The 12453-nt window shown below is 55.1% G+C and carries 13 protein-coding genes and 1 tRNA gene; 7 read left to right on the top strand and 7 right to left on the bottom strand.

Going from position 1 to position 12453, the window contains the following annotated elements; all coding sequences use genetic code 11:
- Positions 1–221: 221 nt before the first annotated feature.
- Together HY010_16830 and HY010_16825 are read left to right on the top strand one after the other, a co-directional pair.
- Positions 222–806 (top strand): hypothetical protein, encoded by a 585-nt coding sequence (locus HY010_16830; GenBank protein ID MBI3477399.1) that lies wholly within the window; start codon positions 222–224, stop codon positions 804–806.
- Positions 796–1173: a hypothetical protein gene (locus HY010_16825; GenBank protein MBI3477398.1), complete on the top strand. Its 378-nt coding sequence runs from the start codon at positions 796–798 to the stop codon at positions 1171–1173. The genes HY010_16830 and HY010_16825 overlap by 11 nt, the downstream gene beginning before the upstream one ends.
- On the opposite strand, the gene HY010_16820 is transcribed toward HY010_16825, so the two are convergent.
- Together HY010_16820 and HY010_16815 are read right to left on the bottom strand one after the other, a co-directional pair.
- A complete protein-coding gene (locus HY010_16820; GenBank protein MBI3477397.1) occupies positions 1170–1451 on the bottom strand; it encodes a recombinase family protein in 282 nt (93 codons plus the stop codon). The two genes, HY010_16825 and HY010_16820, sit on opposite strands and share 4 nt — an antisense overlap.
- Positions 1415–1576: a recombinase family protein gene (locus HY010_16815; protein MBI3477396.1), complete on the bottom strand. Its 162-nt coding sequence runs from the start codon at positions 1574–1576 to the stop codon at positions 1415–1417. The genes HY010_16820 and HY010_16815 overlap by 37 nt, the downstream gene beginning before the upstream one ends.
- A gap of 165 nt (positions 1577–1741) precedes the next feature.
- On the opposite strand from HY010_16815, the gene HY010_16810 reads away from it, so the two are divergent.
- Both HY010_16810 and HY010_16805 read left to right on the top strand, forming a co-directional pair.
- Positions 1742–2194, top strand: coding sequence for a hypothetical protein (locus HY010_16810; protein ID MBI3477395.1), 453 nt, complete (start codon positions 1742–1744; stop codon positions 2192–2194).
- Between the two features lie 430 nt (positions 2195–2624).
- Positions 2625–2721, top strand: a tRNA-Sec gene (locus HY010_16805).
- An 11-nt stretch (positions 2722–2732) separates the two neighbouring features.
- Here HY010_16805 and HY010_16800 read toward each other — a convergent pair.
- The 5 genes from HY010_16800 to HY010_16780 form a co-directional block, all read right to left on the bottom strand.
- Positions 2733–3851, bottom strand: coding sequence for a site-specific integrase (locus tag HY010_16800; protein ID MBI3477394.1), 1119 nt, complete (start codon positions 3849–3851; stop codon positions 2733–2735).
- Complete coding sequence (locus HY010_16795) at positions 3835–4068, bottom strand: helix-turn-helix domain-containing protein (protein ID MBI3477393.1); 234 nt, start codon at positions 4066–4068, stop codon at positions 3835–3837. The genes HY010_16800 and HY010_16795 overlap by 17 nt, the downstream gene beginning before the upstream one ends.
- Before the next feature lie 212 nt (positions 4069–4280).
- The gene (locus tag HY010_16790; protein MBI3477392.1) at positions 4281–4595 is read right to left on the bottom strand and encodes a hypothetical protein; all 315 of its coding nucleotides are present in this window, start codon (positions 4593–4595) and stop codon (positions 4281–4283) included.
- Positions 4596–4785: 190 nt separating this feature from the next.
- Positions 4786–6945, bottom strand: coding sequence for a bifunctional DNA primase/polymerase (locus HY010_16785; GenBank protein ID MBI3477391.1), 2160 nt, complete (start codon positions 6943–6945; stop codon positions 4786–4788).
- Between the two features lie 240 nt (positions 6946–7185).
- The gene (locus tag HY010_16780) at positions 7186–7635 is read right to left on the bottom strand and encodes a hypothetical protein (GenBank protein MBI3477390.1); all 450 of its coding nucleotides are present in this window, start codon (positions 7633–7635) and stop codon (positions 7186–7188) included.
- Between the two features lie 403 nt (positions 7636–8038).
- Here HY010_16780 and HY010_16775 point away from each other — a divergent pair, with 403 nt between their 5' ends.
- The 3 genes from HY010_16775 (at position 8039) to HY010_16765 (ending at position 12399) form a co-directional block, all read left to right on the top strand.
- Positions 8039–10771, top strand: coding sequence for a protein kinase (locus HY010_16775; protein MBI3477389.1), 2733 nt, complete (start codon positions 8039–8041; stop codon positions 10769–10771).
- 339 nt (positions 10772–11110) lie between these two features.
- Positions 11111–11278 carry a hypothetical protein gene (locus HY010_16770; protein MBI3477388.1) on the top strand — a complete coding sequence of 56 codons (168 nt, stop codon included), beginning with the start codon at positions 11111–11113 and terminating at the stop codon, positions 11276–11278.
- Positions 11275–12399: a TIGR04053 family radical SAM/SPASM domain-containing protein gene (locus HY010_16765; GenBank protein MBI3477387.1), complete on the top strand. Its 1125-nt coding sequence runs from the start codon at positions 11275–11277 to the stop codon at positions 12397–12399. Before HY010_16770 ends, HY010_16765 begins: the two co-directional genes overlap by 4 nt.
- Positions 12400–12453 lie beyond the last annotated feature (54 nt).

The raw sequence follows: 12453 nt of genomic DNA, 5'->3' as shown, positions 1-12453 counted from the left end.
TTCCCGCGCCGGACTTTCGCACCCACGTACTCCTCCGCGCCACAAAGCGCAGCCCAAAACTATCAACCTACGGGCACTGTAAGTGGTGAGAGCGCAGTAGTTAGCTGGTGCGTTTTCCGGGATACTTTCGGGCCAGAGGTTAGCTTTGTGCGTTTCGGAGACACTTTCGGGTCCCCGCCCTTGTAGGCGGCTCTATTAGTGCTATATTGGTGCGTTTTAAGATGAACCTTCAACCCAATGACGTTCAAGCTGCGCTGACGCGAGTGTTTCAACTACTCGAACGTCCCTTCTATTACAAAGGAGATTTTTGGATCTCGCTCGTCTTGGCGTTATTAGGTTTAGCTGTGTCCTTCATGGCATATCGGCAGGCGGAAGAGGCTAAGGATGAAGCAATCAAAGCGAAGGACGCCGCGACGGAGGCTGGCCGAACCATCAAGCTCCAGACGATGACGGTCGAATTGGCAGAAGTAGCTCAGAAGCTCGACCGAGTCCAGCCCGGCATGAAATTTAACGTCGCTAAAGACCTTTTTAACGAAACCTCTAGACGCTTGCGAAGAGTAATGGCGCCCTTCGCGGAAAACGAGCGCTTACAGGAAGCAATCGAAACGGTGCGCGCGGCGTTGGATGAAACGCAGATATCTCTTAAGCAGGTCCGACCGACTGACCCGGCGAAGGAAGGCGAGGCTCCCGACGCCGTTTACTATGCTATAGAGGATAATTTTGCGACAATCAATAATTGCGTAGCTGACTTAATCGGTCTGGTGGAAAGAGAATCGTACGATTTCGGAGTCAATGATGTCGGATGAAACCAGTGGGTTGCGTGCCTATGTCGATGAATTGATAGCGGCAACCAATGCAGGCAAGATCAACTGGAAGACGGTCAATCCCAGCACGTTCGTCTGGGAGCCGGGAGCACCAAAGAACGCGCGAGTTAGTTTGCAGCGCGTCGATCGCACCACGCCTACGGGGAACGTAACGCGTAGAGAAATCTTCTACCTTTTTCAGGCCTTTGATTCAATGGAACCGAACACGTCCCCCGTGGTTAGCGTGGAGAGCCGGAAAGACGGCGAACTACAATTGAGGTTTGCTACTTTATTCGAGCTCATCAAGACTGGACTGTCACAGAAGAATTTGGATTTTCTGAGAAGTATTTTGCCCAGCAATCAAAGCTAGATCGCTCTCTGACACACGCTCCTCGGCACTCCCAATACAGCCGCAACCTTCTCCCACGTCGCGCCGGACTGTCGCAGCTTCCGCACCCGCGCCGCGTCTACCCCAGTCCGAGGACGACCGAACACGGCTCCTCTTCGCCGCGCCGCCACTTGACCAGCCACGACGCGCTCCGTAATCAGCGCTCGTTCGTATTCGCTCATCGCCGCGATGATCTGCATATGTAGCCGTCCGCTCGCAGTGCTCAGGTCGAAACCGTCCCGGACGGAGACGAACGCCACGCCCTCCTGTCCAGGTCGCTCAGCAACGTGACCAGGTGTTGAAGGGAACGTCCGAGCCGGTCCAGCTTCCAAACAATGAGCACGTCGAACTTGCGGCTGAGTGCGTCCTTCTCTAGCCTCGACAGCGCCGGTCATTCAGTCCTCCTGGACTTCCGAAAGCATAGCCTTTCGGGAGATTCGCCAAAGCACTGAATCAAGTGGCTTTACTGTATTTCATGAGCCTCAATTGCAAGAATTTGTTCTAGATGTGACTACTTGACGTGTACCGTATATTATTGTATTAACAAAAGATGAACTACTCGCAGGAAATGGTGAAAGCGGGAACTAGACTGAACGACTTAATCGAAGAGAGGCAGCGTATCGACACCGAGATCACACTGCTCAAGAACCTGCTGAAACTCTACGTCTCCCTGTCGAACGTCGGTCGTAACGGTCAACTGGCTGAGCTAATTAATCAGGTGCCCGCAGAGGCAGGTATCACGAACGCCGTCAAACAGGTTTTACGCGGTTCAAAAATCCCGCTTTCCGCGTCGGAGATTAAGTCCGGTTTGGTGGAGATCGGATTTAGCTTGGACAATTACGCGAATTCTTCGGCTGTTATCCACAACACGCTAGCTAGGTTGGTCAAGCAGCGAGAAGTGATGCGGGTCGAAAACCCGGCCGGTCAAACCGTGGCGTATGTGCTTAGAAGCGGAATTCAAGCGCCCCAACAAGGCAAGGGTTTTGCTGAAGTCAAGAAGTAAACGGGGCTTTTATGATTGCTCGCATATTCCGGGCTTTTGAAGTTGCGACCGTCGTTGTCGTTCTGAGTTTCGCCTTAATACATTTGGCATTGACGCTCTTTCGGGCCCTCGCGAAGTAACTTTTACGAACGTGGTATTGCGCTGACCACCTCAATCTGAGATTCTTTCCTTTCGGTGCTGGAAACGGGGCACCGGGATTGTAGAAACCCCGGAGCACAACGGCGGGTTAACTAGCCGGATAGTCTGAGGCGTGCTCAACGCCTACATCCGAACAAGGAAGCCGGAGTCCAAGGCGTGCAGGTCACGCGAGCCCACTACATCAAACTACGCGACGCTCGCGTGGACGACGCTAGGTGAATTTGTCGGGTAGAGACGAAAACGGGACGGACGCACAGACTGCAAAATCAGCAGACACTGATAAACTCAGCACGGAAGCGCAAGTCATCCGGTGATGGCCTCGGTCTTCAAAACCGGCGGATGGCATCTTCGATGTCATCGGTGTGTTCGACTCACACACGCTTCCGCCAAAACAAAAGACTTAGCGTGTATCCCGTGCCGCTCCCGTGCCGTTGAGGGCTAGACGTGCCACTTTCCCACACGCTACAGCCATTTCATCGGTTACCACGTCACCATACGTGTTCATCGTTGTCCTGATGTCCGCGTGTCGCATTAGCTTTTGCTGTACCGCAATCGGGGTGCCTACCGCGTCAAGCCATGATCGGTAAGTGTGCCTCATGCTGTGCGTGCTGACGTGTTCGACCTTCGCGGCAGATGCGGCCTTCTTGTACGCATCGTTTACGCTATCGGCTGACCACGGCAGGCGGCCTAGCTGCGACGGGGATGCAAAAATCCAATCCTCTTGAGCGGAGAACTGAGTTGTCTGCTTCCATCGCTTGAGTGCTTCGACCATGATTTCGGTGACCGTGATTGCCTTGTGTGATGTTTCGGTTTTCACGTCGTCCACTTGTTGCCGAACAATGCCACGCTGAACGCTGATTTTTCCGTCGAGCCAATCCACATCTGACCACTTGAGGGCTAGGGCTTCGCTAATACGAAGGCCGAAGCACACGCAGACAAGCGCGATGGTATGGAACGGCTCCCCCAGGTGATGACTGAATCGTTGAAACTCATCCACCGTCAGACTGCGCGGCTTCCTAGTTCTCTTCGATGCGCCCTTGATAGTGACTAACTCCATCGGGTTGCGCTGTGTGGGCACGTCCCCGCGCCACATTGCGTATTCCCACAAAATGCGAAGCAAGCCGCGAACGGCTGCCCGGCTCCGTGGTGTCAGGCTGAGGCATTCCAGCCACAGCTCTGCCGGACGCGCTTGCACGTCTGAGATTGGACACGTCCCAAACTTCGGGAGAACGTGATTCCTCAGCCATGCGTTGTACGAACGGCGAGTGCTGTAGCGTTTCGGCATCTTCTCTTCCCGGTATTGATCTACCAGGTCGGCCACAGTGGGCGCGTTGGAAGGTTGAGGCTGTGACAGCTCGGCTCGGAACTGTTGTGCCGCATTCCACGCCGCCGTCTTGGTGGGAAAACGGCCTAGCGTCTTGCTATGGCGCTTTCCATCGGCCCACCAAAAAAACTGCCATTTCTGACTACGTTTGTCTTTGACCACACTTCCGGTCGTGCTCTTACTTTCCCGTCGCATTGAATGACTCTCCATTCTCTGCGGCAGATGGCGCCGATATCATAGCACCGTCCAACTCATCGGCACGGAAACGCCACGTAACACGAAGAGCGCCCGACAGTCGATGCGCTGGAATCACGCCTTTTTTGGCCCACTCTAGGATCGTGCGGTGAGCAACTTTCAAATAGGCTGCCGCCTCGCGCGCCGTGAGCCACTCGGATTGAACAAGAGTGCGCATTCCAATAGGGGCTAAACCCTTCCGAAATTCCCTCGAAACCGCCATTGATTCCTAGGTAGTCCCTTTACTTAATTATGACCAATGGACACACAACAGCTTTTTTGCTTCACGCGCTTCTGCAAAGCTGCGCAACGGCATCTTGACGATTGCCCCTTCGGCTTTTTGACCCCCGTACCCGTTGCCCTTTGATTAACAACCCTTATAGAGTCCAATTACGGGACATCTCTTGTACCAATGACAGCCAGGTCGTCCGGAGTTCCCTCGACTCTCGATTCCTTTAGCACCTTCACTGCGAACTCTAGTCCCGCGAGCAGGTTCTCAAATTCAGCATCTCCTCCAAAGACCATCGATATCTCATCGCCGGCCGGAAGCACGTCGATACGCATGTCCGTGCCTGCGAGATCTTTAAAACGCAGGTACGTCCTCCCTCCACACCCGGTGTCGCCGCCGCGCAAGCCTGTGGCGCCAACCTCAACCTCGAAGATGGAGGCGTTAGTGAATTGTTGCGTCTTCGTTGTAATCAGCATGGAAAGTCCTTTCTTGTAGCTACTTGTTTGTCCGCGTGCAGCATGATGAGTATTTCCATCCGCCGATTTTGGAACTTCGACTCAGAAATCTGTCATCAGCGCCGTCGTGTCATCAGGGGTCCCCCAAGAGCGATTTTCCCGTATTCTTTTATTTTCTTTAACATACATACATAACAACAAAGCTATCCACTTAAACAGGGTCAGGCGATGACATGATGACAAAATAGGCCCCATCGTCACCGTGCGCGACTGCGCCGTCTTGTACTAGTCCTCCCAGCGCACGATTCCAAAGCTCAGTTCCGTCACGATTAGCATTGGTGTTTCGTTGTAAATCCCGCTTGCACATTGGTCCCCTCATCTGCAGGGTGCGCATGATTCTGGCCTGCGCTTTTGCGGTCGCGTTGTCTGCCGCCTGCGTCCGGTAGTAGTCATGCGATGCGATTTGATATTGTCCGAGGAGTGTGGCATCTTCGGCCGTCTTGGCCGTAATTGCGTCTTCATGCCGCAGCCATGCAATCAACATTGCACTCCGCCATACGTGAATGTTCATGCGTTCGGAGCCCTCCGGCAAACCTTCCGTCCACTCGCCGATGATCCGTTCGGCCGCTTCGGTAGGTGGCACGTGACAAGGCGCGTCCTCCAGCTGGAGGATTCTGGGCAGGAAGGCCTCCTGCAACTTCACGAAGGTTGGCGGGCTCATGCGGCTCACATTGTCGTACTGACCTTGCGTACCGATCATGTTGAAGCGGGACATCAGTCCACTTCCTACAGCGTTGCCGCGGCTGAGCAGATCAAACCAGTCTTCCTCGGTGACACCAGCCAAGAGCGAAAACATCATTTCGCCGTACAGGGCTTCGCGTGTTCCGGTTGCTGTGCCGTGAAATGTAACATCGTCCCAGAGTTGGCAGACAACCCCTTCCATACCGCTGCCAACACCACCCTCAATGAACAGGGTGCTCAGAAAGGTCTTCATTTCTTCGTGTACCGAGAGAATGCGGGGAAGTGTGTCGCCCCATGCCATCTGGGGCTTGCTATTAATGGTGGGCTGGAGATCCTTAGTTAGACGAGCCATGCCCGGCACGCTGGACGCGGCGGCAAGCCACGCGCCAATTCCCTTGGGTTTCCAAATGAAGTCCCGCGTGCCAGACAGCAACCCCGGCGTAACTGACGTGCGGGCGCTGTTCCACATCCGATCGAAGAAGCGGACGGCGCGTCTAATGGCGGTGCCTTTGCCCTTGCCCTTCGGGGCAACGATAACTGTGTAAGTTCTCGGCAAAGCGCCTTCCACTTCATCGCACGCAATGCGGTCGCCCACCACCGCGCCAAGTGTGCATCGAAATGCCTCCGCGTAGAGCTTTCGCGGAATGTTGTTGTCGTTCGCACATAGCTTGGCAAATTCTGCTACGACGGTTGCTTCCCAAGCGGTGATTGGGTATTCCGGGCGCAAACGCTTTGGTTGTTCGACACGAGCGTCGACCACTACATTCGCCGAAGCACCGTCGGCAACAAATGAGAACTTGTGATCCGGAAGGCGTCGTTCGAGTTCAGCGCGAAAGTCTTTCCACCCCTTCGACGAGCAGCGATGTTTGCAATCAAATCCGTACCCTCCACCTGCGGTATAGACAACGCAGGTAGATGTGCCCTCATTCGCATTGTCGTGTTCATCTCCCCACGGACATTCGATGGGTTTGTACCACTGTTTTCCCTTGTTGAACCAATTGCCCGTGTCCGCAACTTCGTAATATTCGAGAAATTTGTCGATCAACGCAGTCTGCCTTTTCGTTTCATCATTCATGATGAGAGAACCCGTTGCCTTGGGTTTTCCGTAGAGCTCGCAGAGGCGGTTTAGCAATATGTCCGGCATAGCAGGGATTCGCCGCCATTCCACGTCATACGGTTTGCCAGTGGTGGGGTGGATACTCCCGGGCCCGGTTACGTAGAGGCGGTGCTGCTTAAACTCGAAAAGATTCTCTTTGCCCTCGCGCGCCAAGGTCATGTTCCCGGCCCGTCTTGTCCGCATCGTCTGGCGATAAATGAAATAACAACGATTTTCTCGCGCACTCGCTCGCGTGGTGTCCCATACATCGGACGGAAGATCCGCACATGCGGCTCTCAGCGCTACCTCATCGTCCGTCTCCAAGAAACAGAAATTCTCATCTGGAATGATTCCGACATTTGCCTGTGGTTGTTGTTGGTTCCAATGCTGAAGTTGCTCGACGTCTGTGCTCGCGGCATCGAAGTGATCGTAGTCGCCAGCCATGGGGAGCGGACGTTTTGTCCTCGGAATAAGCGGAAAGACACGGAAGCCACGATCAGCTAAAGGCACTGCGATTTCAGAAAAGGAGTTCATAGATCTCCTTCAACGACTTGTTGCAAGAACCGGCGTCGGTGCCGGTCGGACACACCGCGAGCATTTGTCCGCGACGACAGTGGACTGGAGTGTCGGAGTAGTACTTGAGTTAACCGGTGCTGTCATCATCGTTGCTCCTGTGTGAATTCGGGAAGGCTGGGTCCGGTCACCCAGGCTCCGAGTCCCGAGTACAAGTCAAAGCTATAATACGCTTGCAAGCGTTGTCAAGTGTTAACGGATTTATTTGGGGGGGGTGGGCCAACGGACGGCATGGGCGGCGGCTAGAAATTCAGGGGCGACAAAGAAGGACTTGCTCAGCACGCCGGACCTGCGGCGGTTTTCAATCCCGAAAACCTCGCGTGCGCCGACACCCACGGCCATGGCTTGCTTGGATATTCCGCTCATAATACCCGCAAGAGCTTGGTTGCTGTCAACCGCGACGGCATTGCGCAAATCTTCAGCAGTGGCGCGGATTTGATTGACTAATATACCGAGGATCTTCTTCTGATCCGGGCCAAGGCGATGTAGGAATTGGTCAAGCCGAATGTCCGTCCAGGACCCATGTTGGCGCATTTTGTCGGCCGGCAGAAATTCTCCCTCTTCAGTGTCTTGGTCGAGGATTACGCGCTTGGCTTCTTCCCAGGTGTCGCATTCGATGATCTTGTCCCCAAACGGGATTTTGTATGGCATGCGGATACGGTAGCGTACAGTTGAAGCGATGTCAAGGAAAACGCTTAAAGCGCCTAATACGGCACAGAAATGTTTTGGCCGAAATCGCCCGGCCGCTGGGCTTGGAGCCAGAACCTAGGGCTTGCAGCGGTGTTGGCGACAAGTAGGAGTTACGACGACGTGGCACAGTTTCTAGCGGCTTTCGAAGACAACTGAGGATGTCTAAGGGGGAAGCAGCACACGAAGGAAGGCCTCTAGATCGTTGTTGGTGTAATCGCGATTTTTCGCCAACTATCGAGCCGAACCTGTCGCCAACTGCTCCGCGCTCCATTGACTTGCCTTGCCACCAGTCCTACGATTGTGCCGAGGGTGAGGGGAAGGAGCGATTTCCCCGATGGCGAACCGCGCAGTAAGCCAGGGCTCGCTGGTCAATCAGACCATCTCGCATTACCGCGTCCTCGAAAGGCTCGGGGACGGGGGGATGGGTGTGGTCTACAAGGCTGAGGACATAAAGCTGGGTCGTTTTGTCGCCCTCAAGTTCCTGCCCAACGAAGTAGCCGGAGACCATCAGGCTCTCAGCCGCTTCCAGCGGGAAGCGAAGACTGCCTCAGCCCTGAATCATCCCAACATCTGCACTATCTACGAGACTGACGACCAGCACGGCCAACCGTTCATTGCGATGGAGTATCTGGAGGGCATTACGCTGAAGGAATGCATTAGCGGAAGACCCTTAGAAAACGAGAGAGTGCTGTCGCTGGCAATTGAAATAGCCGACGCCCTTGACGCCGCCCACTCGGTTGGTATCGTGCATCGCGACATCAAACCTGCAAATGTCTTCATCACAAAACGCGGCCACGCAAAAATTCTGGACTTCGGCCTGGCCAAGGTCACGCTCAAGCCGGAGAGCGTTGCGCTGAGCGCCCCGACCGTCGAGTCCGAGGAAGATCTCACCAGCCCCGGCACAGCGGTCGGAACCATTGCGTACATGTCGCCGGAGCAGGTGAAAGGGAAGGAACTCGATGCCCGCACCGATCTGTTCTCGTTTGGAACCGTGCTTTACGAGATGGCGACGGGGACCTCGCCCTTTCGTGGGGAAAGCAAAGGAGTGATCTTCGAGGCCATTCTGAACAAAGCTCCTATCCCCCCATTTCGGCTGAATCCTGACTTGCCTTCCAGACTGGAAGACATCATCAACAAGTGTCTCGAGAAAAACCGCAACCTGCGTTATCAGCACGCCTCCGACATTCGCACCGATCTGCAACGACTAAAGCGCGATACCGAGTCCCGTCACAGTGGCATAGCCACCCCGGCGGGCGTGGGAACGGCCACAGACACATCGCCTCAACCCTCGGAGAGCAGCAGTTCCGTCATCACTGCCGCGAAGCGGCATAAATGGGAAGTCGCAGGAGGAGTCTTCGTGGTATTAATCCTGCTCGGCACGGCAGGATTCGGCGTCTATTCTCTCTTGCACCGTCCCGCGCTAATGCCCTTCCAGAAATTCACCGTTACGCAAGTCACGCACACCGGTAACGCGGGAGCGGCGGCAATCTCGCCGGACGGCAGGTACGTACTTGTCGTGATGGACGACAATGGGATGCAGAGTCTCTGGCTGCGCAACGTGCCCACTGGTAGCTATACGCAGATCATTCCACCCTCAGCCTTGCACTATAGAAGTCTCGCCTTTTCGCCAGATGGCAACTATATCTACTTCGCCAAGCACGGAGACCTTTATCGATCCCCGATATTGGGGGGTGCTCCGCAGGTGGTCGCGCGGAGTATCTTCAGCGAGATCACATTCTCCCCGGATGGGCAGCGCATCGCGTACTTACGCTGGGACTCGGAGGCCGGTAAGTGGCACATCCTCACCGCATCAGTGGACGGCAACAACGAAACGGTTTTACGAACCGGCTCTCTCTCTTCGGAAGTCCCTAGCTTCGTGGCGTGGTCACCGACGGGCGACAAAGTTGCTTACTCGCTCGGAAAGCCTGGACAGCAGCTCGCCGCGATTGACATTGTCGATGTTGCCAAAGGCGAGTCCCATCGCTTCGCTACTCTCCGTGATAAAACTCCTCTGGAAATCCGCTGGTCGCCCGATGGCCGCACGCTGTTCACACGTTACACGGAACAAGGCGCGCATTCTACAAATGGGCAGATTGGACTAGTGCGCAGCGGAGGAGACGATATAGAGCCGATCACGCGGGACACGAACTTGTATGTGACTCTTACGCTTTCCGCCGATGGAGGCACTCTCGCTACAGTTCAGGCGAGAAGTCCTATAACCGTTTCAGTTCTCTCGAAGGCAGGCAACGGGTTTCGGGAGCCTCGATCAATCCTCTCGGAGTCCAATGCATTGATCGACAGCAGCGCGTTGAGTTGGGGTACGGATGGCAGTCTTTTTTTCAGCAAGTTCTTCCACCTATTCAAACTGGGAGTTGATGGAACTAGTCAGACTCAACTCCTGAGGGATTCCAACACTGCGGTTATCTTCCCCTCCTCTTGCGGCGGGAACTACCTCGTCCTGCCTTTGAAACTCAAGGGCACGACCTCGTTCAGTGTCTGGCGTACCAATGCGGACGGCTCCAGTCCCGTGAAATTAACGGACGGAGCATATGATGTCTTCCCAGTTTGCTCGCCTGATCAGAAATGGGTGTACTACGTTGACTACGTCCGGCGCCAGATCTGCCGTGTGCCACTGGATGGCTCGGGCAAATCGGAAGCACTCTTCGGCGTCCCTCATGGTTACAGTTACTTCTATGGGCTGACTGTCTCGCCTAACGGCAAGACGCTGGCAACCGCCATAAAGAAAGGGCAACCAACGGAGACAATGGAGGGAACAGCAAAGATCGCATTGTTTGAACTCGAAACACCAAAACCGCCACGGGTACTCGACGCCAGCCACTATTGGAGCCATTACTGGTTTCGAGACACTTCTCTGCAATTCACCCCGGAGGGCAAGTCCGTTGCTTATGTGGGCCGGGAGAACGAAGTAGATAATGTCTGGGTGCAGCCGTTGGCAGGCTCTGCGGATCATCCGATCACGGATCTCAAGTCGGAGCAAATCGCGTCATTCAGTCTGTCGCCAGACGGGAACAGCCTCGCCGTCCTGCGCAGTCACTGGGATTCTGACGTTGTTCTGCTGCAAGAATCTAAGCGGTAACGCATAACTGTTGTTAACAGGCGTTAGCACCAACAACCCCCGTCGGCCTGTCTGGACAGGGTTGTTGGTTCAATCGCGATGTTACGCCAGTTGACGGTTGATTTCAGCGACTGCAACGGGCGTGCCTCCGTCAACCCGCAAGCTACTGGGGAGGAACCAAACATCCGATGCAATGCGCTTTTCCTGCGAGTTTCTTGCAGTCGTGAAACCACACTACATTGCGAACACGATACTCCGAATCGGAGTCCTCCTTGCAGCCCAGGTAATCACTGTGACAAAAGTCATCGGCACGGCTTCGTAACTCCCGTAATTTTGGGATAGCAATCGGAGCCATGAGGCATGAAGCCTAACCACGAGGGGAACGCGATGGGCATCGCCGATGCGAAAACTGTTCGGGGATTGGCCCTGGACAACCCGCTGCGATCCGAACCATTGAAGCGTTGGGAATCGACTCCTGCAGCACGCGCGATCGCGAAGGAGCCTGGCGCTCATCGGAGCGTGAAATGATACCGCCATCGCGACCACTGAACTTTGATCAGGAGCCCTTTGTTGTGATCTGGGAAACAACCCAGGCATGCGACTTGTCTTGTGTGCACTGCCGCGCCTGCGCACAGCCCGTCCGCAACGCTCTTGAATTGAGTACCACTGAAGGTAAACGGCTGATCGATGAAGTTGCGGCGCTGGAAGCGCCCGTTTTTGTGCTCACCGGTGGCGATCCTCTCAAGCGTCCCGACATTTTCGAATTGGTGGAATACGCTTCGACCCATGGCGTGCGTATTTCGCTGACCCCAAGTGCTACACCCCTGCTAACCAAGGAAGCGATTCTGAAGTTGAAGGAGTGCGGACTGGCGCGACTGGCCATTAGTCTCGATGGGCCTACGGCGGACATACACGATGCCTTCCGCCGCGTGCCGGGTTCCTACGAGTGGACTCTGCAGGCAGTACGCTGGGCCCGCGAGATCGGGCTCCCAGTGCAGATCAACACCACCATCACACGGCACAATCTGCAATACATGGATTCCATCATTGCACTGCTGGAACAGATTGATATCGTCCTTTGGAGCGTTTTCTTCCTTGTGCCCACCGGTCGCGGTTCTGTGAGCGACTTGATTTCAGCCGAGGAGTTCGAGCAGGTGTTCGAAAAGCTGCACGAAACCTCGCAGCGCGTGAAATTTGATATCAAGAGTACGGAGGCCCAGCACTACCGCCGCTTCCTGCTCCAGCGCCGGACAGAAGAGAAGCGCAAGAACAGCGGTCACCGGCTGCCGTCGATGTTGGGGATGAGCACTCCCGACGGGATTGGCCGCGCGCCCCGCGGAATCAATGACGGCAAGGGTTTCGTGTTCATCTCCCATCTGGGTGAGGTGTTTCCCAGTGGATTCTTGCCCGTGTCAGCTGGAAACGTTCGCAAGCAGGGACTCACGGACCTCTACCGCCATTCACCGATGTTCGTGGCTCTTCGCGACAGCAAGAACCTGAAAGGCAAGTGCGGCGTCTGCGAATTCCGGGAAGTATGTGGCGGATCACGCGCGCGTGCCTACGCCCTGACGGGAGATATGTTCGCTGAAGAAGCAAGTTGCGTTTGGCAACCAAGAGTCACAGAACGCCGTGACTTATGTCATAGCTGATTGTTGCGTACGCTCGTACCGTTCACGGTTGGCAAGTCTGTTGAGGCAGACGAC

The organism is Acidobacteriota bacterium (genome assembly GCA_016196065.1).
GTDB lineage: Bacteria > Acidobacteriota > Terriglobia > Terriglobales > Acidobacteriaceae > Acidiflorens.
Note: the sequence above shows the minus strand (reverse complement) of the source record. Positions and strands in the feature narration are given on the sequence as shown.

What these genes read in the sequence shown, in the direction of transcription:
- HY010_16830 (MBI3477399.1), top strand. Translation starts at nt 222, where the DNA reads ATGAACCTTCAACCCAATGACGTTCAAGCTGCGCTGACGCGAGTGTTT.
- HY010_16825 (MBI3477398.1), top strand. Translation starts at nt 796, where the DNA reads ATGTCGGATGAAACCAGTGGGTTGCGTGCCTATGTCGATGAATTGATA.
- HY010_16810 (MBI3477395.1), top strand. Translation starts at nt 1,742, where the DNA reads ATGAACTACTCGCAGGAAATGGTGAAAGCGGGAACTAGACTGAACGAC.
- HY010_16800 (MBI3477394.1), bottom strand. Translation starts at nt 3,851, where the DNA reads ATGCGACGGGAAAGTAAGAGCACGACCGGAAGTGTGGTCAAAGACAAA.
- HY010_16795 (MBI3477393.1), bottom strand. Translation starts at nt 4,068, where the DNA reads ATGCGCACTCTTGTTCAATCCGAGTGGCTCACGGCGCGCGAGGCGGCA.
- HY010_16790 (MBI3477392.1), bottom strand. Translation starts at nt 4,595, where the DNA reads ATGCTGATTACAACGAAGACGCAACAATTCACTAACGCCTCCATCTTC.
- HY010_16785 (MBI3477391.1), bottom strand. Translation starts at nt 6,945, where the DNA reads ATGAACTCCTTTTCTGAAATCGCAGTGCCTTTAGCTGATCGTGGCTTC.
- HY010_16780 (MBI3477390.1), bottom strand. Translation starts at nt 7,635, where the DNA reads ATGCCATACAAAATCCCGTTTGGGGACAAGATCATCGAATGCGACACC.
- HY010_16770 (MBI3477388.1), top strand. Translation starts at nt 11,111, where the DNA reads ATGAAGCCTAACCACGAGGGGAACGCGATGGGCATCGCCGATGCGAAA.
- HY010_16765 (MBI3477387.1), top strand. Translation starts at nt 11,275, where the DNA reads ATGATACCGCCATCGCGACCACTGAACTTTGATCAGGAGCCCTTTGTT.